The 16,213-nt window shown below is 71.9% G+C and carries 16 protein-coding genes and 2 rRNA genes; 4 read left to right on the top strand and 14 right to left on the bottom strand.

Going from position 1 to position 16,213, the window contains the following annotated elements; translation table 11 throughout:
• Window positions 1-44: 44 nt before the first annotated feature.
• Both ACIHEI_RS11385 and ACIHEI_RS11390 read right to left on the bottom strand, forming a co-directional pair.
• Window positions 45-458 carry a hypothetical protein gene (locus ACIHEI_RS11385; RefSeq protein ID WP_043914018.1) on the bottom strand — a complete coding sequence of 138 codons (414 nt, stop codon included), beginning with the start codon at window positions 456-458 and terminating at the stop codon, window positions 45-47.
• A complete protein-coding gene (locus ACIHEI_RS11390; RefSeq protein WP_035862820.1) occupies window positions 455-691 on the bottom strand; it encodes a toxin-antitoxin system HicB family antitoxin in 237 nt (78 codons plus the stop codon). The genes ACIHEI_RS11385 and ACIHEI_RS11390 overlap by 4 nt, the downstream gene beginning before the upstream one ends.
• A 164-nt stretch (window positions 692-855) precedes the next feature.
• Here ACIHEI_RS11390 and ACIHEI_RS11395 point away from each other — a divergent pair, with 164 nt between their 5' ends.
• Complete coding sequence (locus ACIHEI_RS11395; RefSeq protein ID WP_387643060.1) at window positions 856-1,092, top strand: hypothetical protein; 237 nt, start codon at window positions 856-858, stop codon at window positions 1,090-1,092.
• 63 nt (window positions 1,093-1,155) lie between these two features.
• Here the strand turns inward: ACIHEI_RS11395 and ACIHEI_RS11400 are convergent, their stop codons facing one another.
• Together ACIHEI_RS11400 and ACIHEI_RS11405 are read right to left on the bottom strand one after the other, a co-directional pair.
• Window positions 1,156-2,475 carry a class I SAM-dependent RNA methyltransferase gene (locus ACIHEI_RS11400; protein WP_387643826.1) on the bottom strand — a complete coding sequence of 440 codons (1,320 nt, stop codon included), beginning with the start codon at window positions 2,473-2,475 and terminating at the stop codon, window positions 1,156-1,158.
• 565 nt (window positions 2,476-3,040) lie between these two features.
• Window positions 3,041-5,092 carry an APC family permease gene (locus tag ACIHEI_RS11405; protein ID WP_392956926.1) on the bottom strand — a complete coding sequence of 684 codons (2,052 nt, stop codon included), beginning with the start codon at window positions 5,090-5,092 and terminating at the stop codon, window positions 3,041-3,043.
• A 246-nt stretch (window positions 5,093-5,338) separates the two neighbouring features.
• Between ACIHEI_RS11405 and ACIHEI_RS11410 the strand changes: the two genes are divergently transcribed.
• Both ACIHEI_RS11410 and ACIHEI_RS11415 read left to right on the top strand, forming a co-directional pair.
• A complete protein-coding gene (locus ACIHEI_RS11410; protein WP_396606420.1) occupies window positions 5,339-6,007 on the top strand; it encodes a potassium channel family protein in 669 nt (222 codons plus the stop codon).
• Window positions 6,007-6,663: a TrkA family potassium uptake protein gene (locus tag ACIHEI_RS11415; RefSeq protein ID WP_073812422.1), complete on the top strand. Its 657-nt coding sequence runs from the start codon at window positions 6,007-6,009 to the stop codon at window positions 6,661-6,663. Before ACIHEI_RS11410 ends, ACIHEI_RS11415 begins: the two co-directional genes overlap by 1 nt.
• Window positions 6,664-6,725: 62 nt before the next feature.
• Here ACIHEI_RS11415 and ACIHEI_RS11420 read toward each other — a convergent pair whose 3' ends face one another.
• Genes ACIHEI_RS11420 through ACIHEI_RS11435 form a run of 4 tightly spaced genes read right to left on the bottom strand, consistent with a single transcriptional unit; the run spans window position 6,726 to window position 11,155 of the window.
• Window positions 6,726-7,454 (bottom strand): DUF3159 domain-containing protein, encoded by a 729-nt coding sequence (locus ACIHEI_RS11420; RefSeq protein WP_387643057.1) that lies wholly within the window; start codon window positions 7,452-7,454, stop codon window positions 6,726-6,728.
• Window positions 7,451-7,861, bottom strand: a complete 411-nt coding sequence (locus ACIHEI_RS11425) for an OB-fold nucleic acid binding domain-containing protein (RefSeq protein ID WP_073812423.1) — start codon at window positions 7,859-7,861, stop codon at window positions 7,451-7,453. The genes ACIHEI_RS11420 and ACIHEI_RS11425 overlap by 4 nt, the downstream gene beginning before the upstream one ends.
• 55 nt (window positions 7,862-7,916) lie before the next feature.
• Window positions 7,917-8,597 (bottom strand): response regulator, encoded by a 681-nt coding sequence (locus tag ACIHEI_RS11430; protein ID WP_396606421.1) that lies wholly within the window; start codon window positions 8,595-8,597, stop codon window positions 7,917-7,919.
• On the bottom strand, window positions 8,594-11,155 hold the full coding sequence (locus ACIHEI_RS11435) for an ATP-binding protein (RefSeq protein WP_396606422.1): 2,562 nt from the start codon (window positions 11,153-11,155) through the stop codon (window positions 8,594-8,596). Before ACIHEI_RS11435 ends, ACIHEI_RS11430 begins: the two co-directional genes overlap by 4 nt.
• A gap of 128 nt (window positions 11,156-11,283) precedes the next feature.
• On the opposite strand from ACIHEI_RS11435, the gene ACIHEI_RS11440 reads away from it, so the two are divergent.
• Window positions 11,284-12,111, top strand: coding sequence for a patatin-like phospholipase family protein (locus ACIHEI_RS11440; RefSeq protein WP_392956921.1), 828 nt, complete (start codon window positions 11,284-11,286; stop codon window positions 12,109-12,111).
• Window positions 12,112-12,114: 3 nt separating this feature from the next.
• Here ACIHEI_RS11440 and ACIHEI_RS11445 read toward each other — a convergent pair whose 3' ends face one another.
• From ACIHEI_RS11445 to ACIHEI_RS11470, 6 genes are all read right to left on the bottom strand, one after another.
• Window positions 12,115-12,795, bottom strand: a complete 681-nt coding sequence (locus ACIHEI_RS11445; RefSeq protein WP_387643053.1) for an ABC transporter ATP-binding protein — start codon at window positions 12,793-12,795, stop codon at window positions 12,115-12,117.
• Window positions 12,792-13,745 carry an ABC transporter ATP-binding protein gene (locus tag ACIHEI_RS11450; RefSeq protein WP_396606423.1) on the bottom strand — a complete coding sequence of 318 codons (954 nt, stop codon included), beginning with the start codon at window positions 13,743-13,745 and terminating at the stop codon, window positions 12,792-12,794. Before ACIHEI_RS11450 ends, ACIHEI_RS11445 begins: the two co-directional genes overlap by 4 nt.
• Window positions 13,746-14,005: 260 nt before the next feature.
• Window positions 14,006-15,097 (bottom strand): hypothetical protein, encoded by a 1,092-nt coding sequence (locus tag ACIHEI_RS11455; protein ID WP_396606424.1) that lies wholly within the window; start codon window positions 15,095-15,097, stop codon window positions 14,006-14,008.
• A complete protein-coding gene (locus ACIHEI_RS11460) occupies window positions 15,090-15,785 on the bottom strand; it encodes a SigE family RNA polymerase sigma factor (RefSeq protein WP_396606425.1) in 696 nt (231 codons plus the stop codon). Before ACIHEI_RS11460 ends, ACIHEI_RS11455 begins: the two co-directional genes overlap by 8 nt.
• Before the next feature lie 140 nt (window positions 15,786-15,925).
• Window positions 15,926-16,042: ribosomal RNA gene (gene rrf / locus ACIHEI_RS11465) — 5S ribosomal RNA — on the bottom strand.
• Window positions 16,043-16,120: 78 nt separating this feature from the next.
• Window positions 16,121-16,213 (bottom strand): 23S ribosomal RNA (locus ACIHEI_RS11470); the annotation flags it as partial.

A 16,213-nucleotide genomic window follows, 5' to 3' on the forward strand; every position in this document is an offset into this window, starting at 1 on the left:
GCTCTCCCGACCCCTGACCCCACCTGCGCCGACGTGCCGACGGCTCACTCCTCGCCGTCGTCGCCGACCTCTTCCTCCTCCGACTCGTCGACCACCCACATCGCCAGCCGCTCCGCCACACCCGTGATGCCGAGCTTGCCCTCCCGGATCGCCCGGGCCAGGCTGCGCACCTCCCGCGCGGTGGTCGCCACCCGGCAGCCGCTGGCCACCAGGTACGCGTAGGCCACGGCGGTGGCGAACAGCTCGTTGTTGCGCTCCAGCGCGGGGACCCGGATCAGCTGGTGCATCAGCGCGGCCGCACGGTCCTGCGGCTCCGGGTAGACGGCGATGTCGAAGATCTCGGCCTGGTGCCTGGTGACCGCTGCGAGCAGCGATCCGTAGTCGGTGACCTGCGGGTCACCGGGCGTGTACTGCTCCGCGGTCATGAGCAGCCACGAGAGGTCGACCTCAAGTTTCAACGGCGCACGTCCTGGAGTTCGCTCGGCGACCCGAACTCGGCGAGGAACGCCGCCTCGTGCTCCTTCATGAACTGCGCCGCGGCATCCACGAAATTGCGCCCCGCCTCGCCCATGTCCTGCTGGACCAGACGCTCGATGTACTGGTTCATGCTGATCCCCTGCTGTTCGGCCCGCTCGCGGGCCATCTCGGCGGTGGTCGCATCCACCCTGACGTTCAGCTGCTTCTTGGCCATGCTTCACGCTAGCGCCGAGGTGCTAGCACAACAAGGGCGCAAACCGGCCGTACCCCCACTCCCCCCACCTTCTCCGCCCACGCCCCTACGAAAACCGGCCACCCCCATCGAGCTCCCGGCCCGCCCCATACGATGATCGTTCCGACCTTGGAACGAGGTGCCCGATGCGGTTCCCCACGGCCGTCAAGATTCTCGCCGCCGTGCTCGCCTTCGTGGCGCTCGCCGTCGTCCTGCTCGTCCTGGTGGGCCGCACCGACCCCGCGAGCGAGACCGGCAGCATGCTCCGGGCCGGCACCGGCGGCCTCCTCGCCGGGCAGTTCGTCCTCCTCTGCCGCGTGATCCTCCGCACCCTGCGCCCCGACCGAGCCCGTCGCCCCGACCGAGCCCGTCGCCGCGGCTGACGGCCCCAAAACGCCGCACGGGCGCGGGAGAGGCTCCCGCGCCCGTGCTGATGATCGGTTCGGTTACTGCCGGCCGGCGATCGGCTCCAGGATGGCCACGCACTCGAAGTGGTGGGTCATCGGGAACAGGTCGAAGGCGCGCAGCGAGACGGGGCGGTAGCCGCCCTCGCGGAAGAAGGCCAGGTCGCGGGCGAGGGCGGCGGGGTCGCAGGCGACGTAGGCGATGCGGCGGGCGGAGAGCGAGCAGAGGTGGGCGACGGTGTCGCGGCCGGCGCCGGCCCGCGGCGGGTCGAGGACGATCAGGTCGGTCGAGGTGATGCCGGTGCGGGGCAGCAGGGTCTCGACCTTGTCGCACTCGATCCGGACGTTCTCCAGCGCGGCGAGGTTGTGCCGGGCGTCCGCGACGGCCTGCTTGCCGGACTCGATGCCGAGCACCGCGCCCTCCTCGCCGACCCGCTCGGCGAGCGCGCCGGCGAACAGGCCGACGCCGCAGTACAGGTCGAGGGCGTTCTCGCCCCACTGCGGGTCGAGGCCGGTGAGGACGGCGTCGACCAGGGTGGCCGGGGCCTCGGGGTGGATCTGCCAGAAGCCTCCGTTGGAGACCCGCCAGGTGCGGCCGGCGGCACGCTCGCGGACGAAGGCCCGGCCGTGCACGCGGTGGAACAGGTCCTGCTCGTCGATCCGGGCGATCGAGGCCTCACGGTCGAGCTCGACCAGCGGCAGCTGCTCGCCGGGCTGCGGCCGCAGGATCACCTGCCGGTCGGAGGAGCCGGACGCGGCGATCGCCTCGACGGACGCGATGCCGGTCCAGTCGCGGGACTCGATGCCGAGCTCGGTGACGCCGGGCGCGGCGATCAGGCAGCGGTCGATCGGCTGGACGTCGTGCGAGCGGTGCTTGCGCAGCCCGATCGCGCCGTCCTCGCCGACGGCGTACTGCACCCGGGTGCGCCAGGCCGGGACCTCGCCGGCCTGCAGCTTGCCGCCGACCGGCTCGACCGAGCCGTCCCAGCGGGCCTCCTCGGGGGTGAGGCCGGCCAGCTTGGCGAGCTGCTCGGTGAGCACCGCGCCCTTGAGCTTGCGCTGCCCGCCGGGGGTGACGTGCTGCCAGTCGCAGCCGCCGCACTTGCCGGGGCCGGAGAACGGGCAGGGCGCCTCGATCCGCTCCTTGGCGGCCTCCAGCACCTCCACCGCGTCGGCCCGCAGGAAGCGCGAGGTGGTGGTGCCGTCGGTGACCTGCGCGATCACCCGCTCGCCGGGCAGCGCGTGCCGGACGAACAGCACCCGGCCCTCGTGCCGGGCCACGCAGTGCCCGCCGTGCGCGACCGGCCCGACCTCGACCTCGTAGCGCTCGCCGACCAGCGGGTCACCGGACGGCTGCCGCAGCACCGGCTGGGCGGACCGCGCCGCCTTCGGCGCCCGCACCGCACCGGGCTTGCGCCCCTGCCGCTCGGCCTTCTTCGCCTGAGCACCCTGAGTACCCTTGCCGGCCTGAACACCCTTGCCGGCCTGAGCAGACTTGCCGGACTGAGCGGACTTACCGCCCGGCGCACCCTTGCCGCCCTGCGCGGCCTGCGCGCCCCGCGCGCCCTTCTCGGGCGCCGGCCGCTCCGCGGCGGGCCGCTGCTCGCCCGGCACCGGCGGCAGGCTGCGGGCGGTGTTGCCTTCCCGGTCGGTGGCCTCGGGCCGGGACGGCCGGCTGCTCCAGCGCGGGTGCGCCACCTGCCCGGGCTTGGCGCCGGACGTGCGGCCGGGGCGGCCCTGGCGACCGGAGGAGCGGGGCGGGTTGTTGCGGGTCACGGGGCGCTTCCTTACGCGAAGACGAACGACGAACGACGAAAACCAACAGAAAGATCGGGACGGTGGAGAACAACGGCGGCCCGTGGCGGACCGGGAACGATCCGCCACGGGCCCATTGAAGGCCATCAGGAGGCCGGACGGGCTGCGTCGCTCAGTCGCGCGGCGCGGCTTCGTCCTGGCCGCCGGAGGACTCCCCGGTGGCTCGCCCGGCGCGCGGGCGGGGCTCGCCGCGGCGCACCGCGCCGGGCGCGGACCACGCCTTGGGCGCCTTGCGGCGTTCCGAGGACTCCAACTGCCAGGGTACGGATGTCACCATCACACCGGGCTTGAACAGCAGACGTCCCTTGAGCCGCAGCGCGCTCTGGTTGTGCAGCAGGTGCTCGTACCAGTGGCCGACCACGTACTCGGGGATGTAGACCGCGACCACGTCGCGCGGGCTGTCGCGGCGCAGGTTCTTGACGTACTCCAGCACCGGGCCGGTGATCTCGCGGTACGGCGAGTCGAGGACCTTCAGCGGCACGGCGATGCCGCGTTCGTCCCATTCCTCGCGCAGCGCCGCGGTGTCGGCCGGGTCCACGTTGACGGTGACGGCCTCCAGGATGTGCGCCCGGGACAGCTGGGCGTACGCAAGGGCGCGCAGCGCGGGCTTGTGCAGCTTGGAGACCAGGACGACGGCGTGCACGCGGGTCGGCGGGGCGACGTCCGCGGCTTCCTCGGCGGCCTTCAGTTCGGCGTTGACGCTGTCGTAGTGGCGGCGGATCGCCTTCATCATCACGAACAGCACCACCATCAGCGCGATCGCGATCCAGGCGTGGCCGATCTTGGTGGCGAGCACCACGATCAGCACGGCCATGGTCATCACCAGGCCGAAGGTGTTGATCGCCCGGCTGCGCTGCATGCGGCGGCGCTTCTTCGGGTCGGTCTCGGTCTTCAGCAGCCGGGTCCAGTGCCGGATCATGCCGGACTGGCTCATGTTGAACGCCACGAAGACGCCGACGATGTACAGCTGGATCAGCCGGTTCGGGTCGGCACCGAACGCCACGATGAACAGGATCGCCGCGCCGGCGAGCAGCACGATGCCGTTGGAGAACGCCAGCCGGTCGCCGCGGGTGTGCAGCTGCCGCGGCAGGTAGCGGTCCTGGGCCAGGATCGAGCCGAGCACCGGGAAGCCGTTGAACGCGGTGTTCGCGGCGAGCACCAGGATCAGGCCGGTGGTGCCGGCGACGAAGTAGAAGCCCGGGGTGAAGTTGGAGAACACCGCTTCGGAGATCTGCGCCAGCACGGTCTTCTGGTGGTAGTCCGCGGGCGCGCCGATCAGCTGCTCGGCCGGGTTCTCGGCCATCTGCGTCCCGGTCAGGTGCGCCAGGTAGATGATGCCCATGAACATCGTCACAGCGATGGTGGCCATCATCAGCAGCGTGGTCGCCGCGTTCTTGCTCTTCGGCTTGCGGAAGGCGGGCACGCCGTTGGAGATCGCCTCCACACCGGTGAGCGCCGCGCTGCCCGAGGAGAACGCCTTCAGCAGCAGGAACACCAGGGCGAACCCGGTCAGCCCCTCGTTGCCGGGCGTCGGCGCCAGGTGGAACGCCGAGCTCTCGGCGGGCAGCTCGGCGTTGAACCCGAAGTGCCGCACGAGTCCGTAGACCACCATGCCGAGCACGCCCACCATGAACGCGTACGTCGGCACCGCGAACGCGGAACCGGACTCGCGCACACCGCGCAGGTTCATGCCCATCAGCAGGATGACCACGGTGACCGACAGCGCCAACTCGTGCCCGCGCAACGCCGGCACCGCCGACACCACGTTGGCCACGCCGGAGGTGGTGGACACCGCCACGGTCAGGATGTAGTCGACCATCAGCGCGCTCGCCACCACCAGGCCGGAGTTCGGTCCGTGGTTGACGGTGGCGACCTCGTAGTCGCCGCCGCCGCTGGGGTACGCGTGCACGTTCTGTCGGTACGAGGCGACCACCGCGAGCATCACGATGGCGACGACGACGCCGATCTGCCAGGAGAAGTGGATCGCCCCGGCACCGGCCAGCGACAGCGTGAGCAGGATCTCCTCGGGCGCGTACGCCACGGAGGAGAGCGCGTCCGAGGCGAACACCGGCAGCGCGATGCGCTTGGGGAGCAGCGTCTCCCCAAGCTTGTCGCTGCGCAGCGCACGCCCGATCAGGATGCGTTTCGGTAGGTCAGCAGGCATAGGCACAGCAAGGAATCGTAAGGCCCCTCGCTGGGAGCCGACGCCGCACGGGGCCACCTTGGTCGCGACTCTGTTCGGCGGACCGGCTAGCGTGTCGGATTAAGGGTTAGCGGGCAACACCTCGTTGCCCCCTCGCGTCGGATCACAGGCGCGGCCGACAACTGGCCCCCGGAATCGGGGGCACGGAAGGACGATGAGCGGTGTTTACGCAGGTCATGACCCCAACGGATCGGGTGAGGTAGTCGCGTGCACATCGTCATCATGGGTTGCGGACGCGTGGGCTCCGCCCTCGCCAGAACGCTCGAGAAACAAGGCCACTCGGTCGCGGTCATCGACCAGGACCCGACCGCCTTCCGCCGGCTCGGCGCGGGCTTCAACGGCCGCCGCGTCACCGGTGTCGGCTTCGACCAGGACACCCTGAGGGAAGCCGGCATCGAGGAGGCGGGCGCCTTCGCCGCCGTCTCCAGCGGTGACAACTCGAACATCATCGCGGCCCGGGTGGCCCGCGAGAACTTCGGCGTCGAGCACGTCGCGGCCCGCATCTACGACCCGCGCCGCGCCGAGGTCTACCAGCGCCTGGGCATCCCGACCGTCGCGACCGTCCGCTGGACCGCCGACCAGATGCTGCGCCGGCTGCTGCCCAGCGGCGCCGAGCCGGTCTGGCAGGACCCCTCGGGCGCCGTGCAGCTCGCCGAGGTGGCGTTCGCCCCCGCGTGGATAGGCCACCGCCTGTCCGAGCTCGAGGCCGCCGCCGGTGCCCGGGTGGCGTTCGTCACCCGGGTCGGCGAGGGCGTGCTGCCCAGCCCGCAGATGGTGGTGCAGGAGGGCGACCTGGTGCACGTGATGCTGCGCCGCAACGAACTGACCGCGGTCGAGGCGGCCTTCGCCAAGGGCCCCGAGGAGGCTGGTCACTGATGCGCGTCGCAATCGCCGGAGCCGGTGCCGTCGGCCGTTCCATCGCCGGAGAGCTGCTGGAGAACGGCCACGAGGTCCTGCTGATCGACAAGAACCCGAACTCCATCTCGGTGGAGCGGGTCCCGCTGGCGGAGTGGCTGCTCGCCGACGCCTGCGAGATCACCTCGCTGGACGAGGCCGCGCTGCAGCGCTGCCACGTGGTGATCGCCGCCACCGGTGACGACAAGGTCAACCTGGTCGTCTCGCTGCTCGCCAAGACCGAGTACGGGGTGCCCCGGGTGGTCGCCCGGGTGAACAACCCGAAGAACGAGTGGCTGTACAACGAGTCCTGGGGCGTGGACGTCGCCGTCTCCACCCCGCGCCTGATGTCCGCGCTGGTCGAGGAGGCCGTCAGCGTCGGCGACCTGGTCCGGCTGATGCGCTTCTCGCAGGGCAACGCCAACCTGGTCGAGCTCACCCTGGCCGCCGACACCGGCCTGGTCGGGACCCGGGTCTCGGACGTGGCCTGGCCGGTGGACACCGCGCTGGTCACCATCATCCGGGCCGGCCGGGTGCTGGTCCCCGGTGGCAGCGACACCCTGGAGGCCGGTGACGAGCTGCTGTTCGTCGCCGCCCAGGAGCGCGAGGAGGAGCTGGAGACGCTGCTCGCCGGCTGATCCACCCCGCCGTACGGCGAAGGGCCCGCGCATCGCGCGGGCCCTTCGTCACATCTGTGGCGCTACTTCCGGGGTTCTTCGTCGTCCTCGGGCAGCTCCGCCTTGATCGGCGGCGGCGCCTTCAGCAGGATCTGCCAGGTCACGTACATCGCCAGCAGCATCGGCGGGATGCCGAGGGCGACCTTGAGCCAGCCCAGCAGGTTGACGTTGTGGGTGAAGTACAGCGGGAACAGGATCACCGGCTTCAGGCCCATGATCAGCACCCAGGCCCAGGTCGCCTTGGTGTAGGCGGCCAGTCGGCCCGGGTTCTGCTTGCGCCAGGTGAACATCTCGCCGGTGATCGGGCCCAGCATCAGGCCGATCATCGGCCAGCGCACCAGCGCGGAGACCGCGAGCGCCACGCAGTAGCCGACGTTCCACAGCAGGCCCGGCAGGTAGAAGTCCTCGGCCTTGCCGGTCTTCATCGAGATCCAGGCGCCGATCGCCACGCCGAACACGCCGGAGAAGGCGTGCTGGATGGTCTCCCGGCGGGCCAGCCGGACCACCACGAACACCGCGCACAGGGCCAGCGCCGACCAGGCGGCGACCGGCACCTTGTGGGTGATGTTGAAGGCGATGATGAACACCAGGCCGGGCAGCGTCATGTCGACCATGCCGCGGATCCCGCCGAACGCCTTCAGCACCGTCTCGGCCGCCTCCTTCGAGGCGTCCCGCTCGTGCTGCGCGCTGCTCTGCTCGTCACCCTGCGGGTCGTGGGCGGTCACCCGGACCGCCTCGGCCTCGTTGCTCACGCGGACTCGCTCCCGTGTCCCACCGGACGCAGCTCGTAGCGGGGGTTGAAGAGCACGCGGCGCCCGCGTGCGTGGCCGATCCGGCCGCTGGCGATCAGGCGCCGGCCCGGCTCGATTCCCACGATCGAGCGACGGCCCAACCACACCACGTCCAACGCCTCCGTGCCGTCGAACAGCTCGGCCTCCAACGCGGGCACACCCGCGCGGGGGCGGAGCGTGACGGTCCGCAGCGTGCCGGCCACGGTGACGATCTCACGGTCGCCGCAGGCGGCGATCGGGGTGCAGCCCGCCTCGGCGGTGTCCTGCCGCAGTTCCTGGGCGGCCAGCTCCTCCGAGGAGGACGTCAGCCGACTCAGCATGCGGCGGAAACGGCCCTGCGGCTGGTCGCCGATGTTGTCACCACTCATGCCGGAAGGGTACCGGTTCACCCCTGCCCGATGGCAGAGCCAAAGGTGGGCCCGGTCACGGCTCGAAGCGGTAGCCCATGCCCGGTTCGGTGATGAAGTGCCGGGGGTGCGACGGGTCGGCCTCCAGCTTGCGGCGCAGCTGCGCGAGGTAGACCCGCAGGTAGTTGGTCTCCTTGCGGTAGGCCGGGCCCCACACCTCCTGCAGCAGCTGGGTCTGGCTGACCAGCCGCCCGGAGTTGCGCACCAGAACCTCCAGCAGGTGCCACTCGGTGGGGGTGAGCCGGACGTCGGCGCCCTGACGGGTGACCTTCTTGGCGGCCAGGTCGACGGTGAACGACTCGGTGACGACCACCGGCTCGCCCTCGGCGGTGACCGGCTCGGCGCGGCGCACCGCGGCCCGCATCCGGGCCAGCAGCTCGTCCATGCCGAACGGCTTGGTGACGTAGTCGTCGGCGCCGGCGTCCAGTGCCTCGACCTTCTCGTCGGAGGCGTGCCGGGCGGACAGCACGATGATCGGCACCCTGGTCCAGCCGCGCAGGCCGCGGATCACCTCGACGCCGTCCATGTCGGGCAGGCCGAGGTCGAGCACCACCACGTCGGGGTGGCGGGCGGCGGCCAGTTCCAGGGCGCTCGCGCCGTCGTGCGCGGAATCGACCTCGTACTTGCGGGCCTTGAGGTTGATCACCAGGGCGCGGACGATCTGGGGTTCGTCGTCCACCACGAGGACCCGGGTCATGCGGGACCGGCCTTTCCGTTGTCAGGGTGGTCGTACAGGTCGACGGCGGGCAGCGAGACCACCATGGTCAGCCCGCCGCCGGGGGTGTCCTCGGCGGTGACGGAGCCGCCCATCGCCTCGGTGAAGCCGCGCGCCACCGCCAGGCCGAGGCCCACCCCGGTGCCGCGCGGGGCGTCACCGTAACGCTGGAACGGGGCGAAGATCCGCTCCCGGGCCTCCTCGGGGACGCCCGGGCCGCGGTCGACGACGCGCAGCTCGACCCGGGCGTCGCGCGGCAGCAGGTCCGCCTTGACCAGCACCTGGCTGTCGGACGGTCCGTACTTGACGGCGTTCTCCACCAGGTTGGCCAGCACCCGCTCCAGCAGCCCGGCGTCGGCGCGCACCATCGGCAGCGACTCCGCCACGTCCAGCCGGACGCTGCCCGGCGGGACGCCGCCGAGCGCGAACGGCACCACCTCGTCCAGGTCGGTGGGCTGCAGCAGCGGGGTGACGGTGCCGGTCTGCAGGCGGCTCATGTCCAGCAGGTTGTTGATCAGGTGGTCGAGGCGGTCCGCGCCGGACTCGATGCCGGCCAGCAGCTCGGCCTCGTCCTCCGGGTCCCATTCGACGTCCTCGGCGCGCAGCGAGGTGACGGCGGCCTTGATCCCGGCCAGCGGGGTGCGCAGGTCGTGCGAGACGGCGGCGAGCAGCGCGGTGCGGATCCGGTTGCCCTCGGCCTCGCGGCGGGCGGCGGCCGCCTCCCCGGCCAGCCGGCGGCGCTCGAGCAGGACGGCGGCCTGGTTGGCGAACGCGCCGAGCATCCGCCGGTCGGCGGCGGGCAGTACCCGGCCGCGCAGCACCAGGGCGAGGCGTTCGCCGACCGGCACGTCCACGTCGGCCTGTTCGGGCCCGGCCGGCGGGCGCGGTCCGACCGAGGCGGCGACGTGCCAGGCGGCGTGCGGGTCGGCGCGTTCGACCAGTGCCACGGCGTCCTGCTGGAAGGTCTCCCGGACCTGTTCCAGCAGCGCCGTCAGCACCCCCTCGCCGGTGGGGGCGCCGCGCAGCACGGTGCCGGCCAGTGCCGACATGGTCTGCGCCTCGGCCTGGGCGCGGGCCGCCTGATGGCTGCGCCGGGCCGCCAGGTCGACCACGGTGGCGACCGCGATGCCGACGGCGGTGAAGACCGCCACCGCCAGGATGTTCTGCGGCTCGGCGATGGTGAAGGCGTGGATGGGGGGCGCGAAGTAGTAGTTGAGCGCCGTTGATCCGACCAGCGCCGAGGCGATCGCCGGGTACAGCCCGCCGACCAGCGCCGCGCACACCGTCAGCGACAGGAACAGCAGCATGTCGGTGGAGAGTCCCTGCCCCCGGAACTGCGTCAGCACCAGCGCCAGCAGCGGCGGCCCGGCCACGCCGATCAGCCAGCCCGCGATCGTCCTGGTCCGGCCCAGGTCGGTGACCTTGCGGATCGGGATCCGGCCCCGGCCGCGCGCCGCGTGCTCGTGGTTGACCATGTGGACGTCGATGTCGCCGGAGTCCCGGGTCACCGTGAGGCCGACGCCCGGCCCGTACAGGTACTGCCAGAACTTGCGGCGGCTGGTGCCGATCACGATCTGGGTGGCGTTGACGCCGCGCGCGAAGTCCAGCAGCCCGGCCGCCGGGTCGTCGCCGAGCACCGAGTGGAAGCTGCCGCCGAGGCTCTCCACCAGCGCGCGCTGCTCGATCAGCGTCTGCGGCGAGGAGCCCGACAGTCCGTCGGACCGCGAGATGTGCACCGCCAGCAGTTCGCCGGCGCTGGCCCGGGCCGCGATCCTGGCGGCGCGGCGGATCAGCGTGGCGCCCTCCGGGCCGCCGGTCAGGCCGACCACGATCCGCTCCCGGGCCTGCCAGGTGCCCTGGATGCCCTGCTCGGCCCGGTACCGCTGGAGGTACTCGTCGACCCGGTCCGCCGTCCAGAGCAGCGCCAGTTCGCGCAGCGCCGTCAGGTTGCCGAGCCGGAAGTAGTGGGCGAGCGCCGCGTCGACCTTCTCCGGCGCGTACACGTTGCCGTGCGCCAGGCGGCGGCGCAGTGCCTGCGGCGACATGTCGACCAACTCGATCTGGTCGGCGCGCCGCACCACCTCGTCCGGGACGGTCTCCCGCTGGCGGACGCCCGTGATGCCCTCGACCACGTCGCCGAGCGACTCCAGGTGCTGGATGTTGACGGTGGAGATGACGTCGATCCCGGCCGCCAGCAGCTCCTCGACGTCCTGCCAGCGCTTGGTGTGCCGCGAGCCGGGGACATTGGTGTGGGCGAGCTCGTCGACCAGCACCACCGCCGGGTCGCGGGCCAGCACCGCGTCCAGGTCGAGCTCGGTGAACTCGGCGCCGCGGTGGATCAGCGTGCGGCGCGGGACGGTCTCCAGGCCGTCCAGCAGTTCGGCGGTGTGAGCCCGTCCGTGGGTCTCCACGAAGCCGATCACCACGTCCGCGCCGCGGCCCAGACGCCGGTGTGCCTCGGCGAGCATGGCGTACGTCTTGCCGACGCCCGGGGCCGCCCCGAGGTAGATCCGCAGCCGGCCGCGGCCCGTGTGCACCATGCCCTTGAGGTTAAGCCCTGCAATCTGAATATCCGCTGATCAGGGTGGTTTGGCTGAAGAATTGTCAACTTCTTGACGGCCGTTGCGCCAAAATGCCGAACGGAAAGATCGATCTGAAAGGACCCACCATGCGCGGACTCGTACTCGGCGGCGGCGGACTCGCCGGCATCTCCTGGATGACCGGACTGCTCCACGGCCTCGCCGAAACCGGCCTGGACCTCCCCGGCACCGCCGACCACATCCTCGGCACCTCCGCCGGCGCCACCGTCGCCGGCCAACTCTCCTCCGGATTACCGCTCGCCGAACTCCACCTGCGACAGACCGATCCCGCCCGGCAGAACCACGAAATCGTCCCGCCCGTCGAGACCCTCTGGCCGCTGCTCGAAACCCTCGCCGCCCTGCACGCCGAGATCACCGACCCCGCCGAACTGCGCCGCCGCATCGGCCGCCTCGCCCTGGACGCCGACACCGTCCCCGCGGCCGACCGACGCGCCGTCATCGCCGGTCGCCTCCCCGCCCACGACTGGCCCAGCCGGCCGCTCACGCTCACCGCCGTCGACGCCGAAACCGGCGAACCCCGCACCTTCGACCGCCACAGCGGCGTCCCCCTGGTCGACGCCGTCGCCGCCAGCTGCGCCATCCCCGGCATCTGGCCCACCGTCGAGATCGACGGCCACCGCTACATGGACGGTGGCATCCGCACCTACGCCAACGCCGACCTGATGACCGGCCAGCAGACCGTCCTGGTCGTCGCCCCGATGCCCGACCCCAACCTCGACACCGAGCTGGAGACCCTCCGGGCCACCGGCACCGTCCTCGCCATCACCCCCGACGAGGACGCGCTCGCCGCCTTCGGTGCCAACCCGCTCGACACCACCGTCCGCGCCCCCGCCGCCGAAGCCGGCCGGGCCCAGGCCCGGCGGGTCGCCGACCAGGTCCGCAAACTCTGGCTCTGACCCCTACGGCTCGACGATCTTGCCGTCCCGCAGCTCGAGCACCCGGTCCGCAAGGTCCATGAGCTGCGGGTCGTGCGTCGCCACCAGCGCCGTCACGCCCTCACTGCGCACCACCGCCCGCAGCAATTCCATGATCGCCATACCGGTGTCCGAATCCAGCTGCCCGGTCGGCTCGTCCGCGATCAACAACGCCGGCTCGTTCGCCAACGCCCGCGCCACCGCCACCCGCTGCTGCTGACCACCCGACATCTCCGTCGGCCGCTGCGCCGCGTGATCCGCCAGACCCACCAGCGCCAGCAGCGTCCGCACCCGCTCCTCGCGCTCCTTCACCGCCACCCGGCGGAGCCGCATCGGCACCCCGACGTTCTCCGCCGCCGTCAACACCGAGATCAACCCGAACGACTGAAACACGAAACCGATCCGGTCCCGGCGCAACGCCAACCGGCCCGACTCGTCCAGACCCGACAGGTCCATCCCGGCGATGCTGATCCGCCCCGCCGACGGCATGTCCAGACCGCCCACCAGGTTCAGCAGCGTCGTCTTCCCCGACCCCGACCTTCCCCGCAGCGCCGTCAACTCCCCGGCCTTCGCCGTGAACGACACCCCGCGCACGGCGTGCACCGCCCGGTCGCCCGCACCGAACGTCCGGTGCACGTCCTCCACGACCACCATCGCGCCACTCATCCGCGTACCTCCGCACCCTCCGCGCGCCACACCCCGATGTGGTCCTCCTCCAACGCCAGCCGCACCCGGCGGCTCAGCCCCAACGCCTCCGTGAAGTCCTGCGGCAACTGCAACCGGCCCACCCGGTCCAGCACCGCGTACTCCACCCCCGGCTCGCCCCGCTCCGGACGCAGCACCTCCGTCGACGTCCGCCCGTTGCGGATCCGCACGGTGCGCCGCACCTCCTGGGCCACCATCGGGTCGTGCGTGACGATCAGCACCGTCACCCCCAGCTCCTCGTTCACCGACCGCAGCGCCGCGAAGATCTCCTCGCTGGTCGCACTGTCCAGCTCACCCGTCGGCTCGTCCGCCAGCAGCAGCGCCGGCGCGTTGGCGTTCGCCACCGCGATCGCCACCCGCTGCTGCTCACCACCCGACATCTCGGCCGGCCTACGCTCCGCCAGGTGCCCGATCCCCAGCATCCCCAGCAGATCCGTCGCCTGCCGCTGCCGGTCCCGCCGCGGCACCCCCGCGTACCCCATCGGCAGCATCACGTTCTCCACCGCCGTCAGGTACGGCAGCAGATTCCGCGCCGTCTGCTGCCAGACGAACCCCACCGTCCGGCGCCGGAACGCCAACCGCTCCTTCTTGTCCATCGCCAGCAGATCGTTCCCCGCCACCCGGGCACTGCCCGCCGTCGGCACGTCCAGCCCCGCGAGGATCCCCAGCAAAGTCGACTTCCCCGAACCCGACGCGCCCACCACCGCGATCAACTCGCCGTCCTCGACCGTCAGATCGAGCCCCTGCAGGGCCTGCACCTCGACGCCCTCGGAACGGTGGATCCGCACCAGGTTCTCGCACACCACCATGCCCTCGGCCAGCGGCGGACCCGCCGCGGCCGCGCGCCTGCGCAACTCCTCCAGCCCCCCGGGCTCCGACCCCGCCGGCACCCCCACCGCCTCAGCCCCCACCGCATTCCCCTCCGGCCGCCGAACCCACGATTCACCACGGCCTGCACTCCGGGCCGACGCCCGGTCGGACATCCGGGGCAGTCCCCTGTTCTGCCCCGACCGCCCAACCGGGCGCACCCCCCGCGGGCCACCGCCCCGATCGACAGCGGCCTCACCACACCAACGCGGCCCGAAGCAGACCGGTTGCACCGGCCCACGGACTTTTTTCGAAACCCTCCTAGCAGCGCCCGCCTTGGGCTGCCGAAGCTCCGACGCGGACCTCAGCCCTCCCCCGGCTCGGACGCGCGCAACTGCAGGAACTCCAGCGCCGACTCCCGGAACGGATCCGACAACCCCGCCGCCGGAGCCACCCCCCGCCCGCCCCGACGCACCGTCAGCACCGCCACCGTCGTCCCGCTGATGTGCACCGCCAACTCCTCCGCGTACGCCACCGGCTGCCGCACACCCAACGCCACCACCGCGCCGACCTGCTGCTCCACCGCCCAGCCCGCCCCCGAGCTCACGCACTCCCCGCCCGCCATCAGCCGGGTCGCCTGGTGCTCCGCCGCCAGCGGCGAGCCGAACCGCATCACAATCTGCTGCGCCGACACCTCCGGGTGCCCGGCATCCACATACCGCTGCCCCCACAACTGCTCGGCACCCGACGTACTCACCAGCCGCGCTACGCACCCGTCCGCGAACGCCCCCGGACCGGGAGTTCCGGACGGGTCGGCCGACGGGCCACCGGACGGGCTTCCGCTCGAACTCCCACTCGGTGAAGGGCTGTTGGTGGCAGACGAGCCGGCGCTTGCGCTCGGACGAATCGTGGCGGGCCCGCCCGGGGACGCGCTCCCGGACGGACCTGCCGCCGCCGGGTCCACGGCCGGCAGCGCCGTCCACGGGCCGTACCCGCCCAGCACGCTCGGCAGCCGCGACACGTCCAGCACCAGCGCCCGCGCCATCGGATCGGCGGACTCCAGCGACGGCCACTCCGCCACCCAGTTCACCGACGGCAGCAATGGCAACTGCGGCTCCGGCAAGGGCACTTCCAGCTTCGGCGCGGGCGCCGCAGCCGTCGGCGGCACCGGATACCCCGCCACCCCGTGCCCCACCGGCCCGGGCACCACCGCCACCGCGGACCACAGCACGGCGACGCCCAACACCCCCGCCACCACCACCGCCCCCACCCGACGCCGACGACGCCTCGCCCCGCGACGCGTCACCTCCGCACTCGACGGCACCGGCACGGCAAGCACCACCTCGCGCCGCAACCCGTCGAACATCGTCTCCAGCCGGGCCGCCCCGATCGCCGGACGGTCCGCCGCCCCCGCTGTCCCTGCCGTCCGCACCGTCTCCGCCTCGGGCCTAGACATGCGAACCGCAGTCTTCCGCCACCTGCACCTGAGCCCCCGTCACCTTCACCGGCTCCCCGTCACCGCCGCCGACCCCCGTCAACTCCCCGTCCCCCGCCGCCCGTTCACCTGCGGCAACCGCCGGAGCCGACCGCAGCGGCGCGATCGTCGACTCCTCCACGACCGCCGCCGGATCTTCCCCCAACAGCACCGCCAACGCCTGCCGCCCCCGGTGCAACCGCGCCTTGACCGTCCCCACCGGCACCCCTTCGTCCGCGGCGATCTCCGCCACCGAACGACCCCCCATGTGATGCCACACCAACGCCGACCGCTGCGCCTCCGGCAACTGCCGCAACGCCTCCACCAGCACCACGGTCTCAGGCCCCGGCCCCGGAACCGGCAGATTCGCATCCCCGTGCCGGATCCAGCTCTGCAACGCCGTCCGTGCCCGCCGCCACCGACTGATCGCGATCCGCTGCCCCGTAAGCCGCACCCACGCCACCGGATTCTCGTGCGACACCAGCCGCCCCCAGTGGTTCCACGCCCGGACGAACGCCTCCTGGGCAGCGTCCTGCGCCTCACCCAGATCGCCCGTCAGCGCATACAAGTGCGCCACCAGCTGACCGTACGCAGCCTCGTAGAACACCCGAAAGTCGTCGCCGCCCCGGCCGGCTCTTCCGCCGGCCCCCTCGCCCTGCTCCACGACCATGACGCCACAGTGTGCCGCGCACGGAACCACCCGGCAACAGGCCGTGCACGCCTCCAGGGTCCTTCGGGAATGCTCCGGGAATGCTCCAGAAATGCGAAAAAGCCCCCCGCCAAAAGGCGGGGGGCTTTCCCTGAATGATTGTTCGGCGGCGTCCTACTCTCCCACAGGGTCCCCCCTGCAGTACCATCGGCGCTGTGAGGCTTAGCTTCCGGGTTCGGAATGTAACCGGGCGTTTCCCTCACGCTATGACCACCGAAACACTATGAAACTGTGCACCACCCACCCGTATCGGCGGGGGTCGTTGTTTCAGAACAACACAGTGGACGCGAGCAACTGAGGACAAGCCCTCGGCCTATTAGTACCGGTCAACTCCACCCCTCACAGGGCTTCCATATCCGGCCTATCAACCCAGTCGTCTACTGGGAGCC

This window comes from Kitasatospora sp. NPDC051984 (genome assembly GCF_044593455.1).
Classification (GTDB): domain Bacteria; phylum Actinomycetota; class Actinomycetes; order Streptomycetales; family Streptomycetaceae; genus Kitasatospora.

What these genes read in the sequence shown, in the direction of transcription:
- ACIHEI_RS11405 (WP_392956926.1), bottom strand. Translation starts at nt 5,092, where the DNA reads ATGCCTGCTGACCTACCGAAACGCATCCTGATCGGGCGTGCGCTGCGC.
- ACIHEI_RS11460 (WP_396606425.1), bottom strand. Translation starts at nt 15,785, where the DNA reads ATGGTCGTGGAGCAGGGCGAGGGGGCCGGCGGAAGAGCCGGCCGGGGC.
- ACIHEI_RS11415 (WP_073812422.1), top strand. Translation starts at nt 6,007, where the DNA reads ATGCGCGTCGCAATCGCCGGAGCCGGTGCCGTCGGCCGTTCCATCGCC.
- ACIHEI_RS11445 (WP_387643053.1), bottom strand. Translation starts at nt 12,795, where the DNA reads ATGAGTGGCGCGATGGTGGTCGTGGAGGACGTGCACCGGACGTTCGGT.
- ACIHEI_RS11425 (WP_073812423.1), bottom strand. Translation starts at nt 7,861, where the DNA reads ATGAGTGGTGACAACATCGGCGACCAGCCGCAGGGCCGTTTCCGCCGC.
- ACIHEI_RS11395 (WP_387643060.1), top strand. Translation starts at nt 856, where the DNA reads ATGCGGTTCCCCACGGCCGTCAAGATTCTCGCCGCCGTGCTCGCCTTC.
- ACIHEI_RS11455 (WP_396606424.1), bottom strand. Translation starts at nt 15,097, where the DNA reads ATGTCTAGGCCCGAGGCGGAGACGGTGCGGACGGCAGGGACAGCGGGG.
- ACIHEI_RS11430 (WP_396606421.1), bottom strand. Translation starts at nt 8,597, where the DNA reads ATGACCCGGGTCCTCGTGGTGGACGACGAACCCCAGATCGTCCGCGCC.
- ACIHEI_RS11390 (WP_035862820.1), bottom strand. Translation starts at nt 691, where the DNA reads ATGGCCAAGAAGCAGCTGAACGTCAGGGTGGATGCGACCACCGCCGAG.
- ACIHEI_RS11435 (WP_396606422.1), bottom strand. Translation starts at nt 11,155, where the DNA reads ATGGTGCACACGGGCCGCGGCCGGCTGCGGATCTACCTCGGGGCGGCC.
- ACIHEI_RS11440 (WP_392956921.1), top strand. Translation starts at nt 11,284, where the DNA reads ATGCGCGGACTCGTACTCGGCGGCGGCGGACTCGCCGGCATCTCCTGG.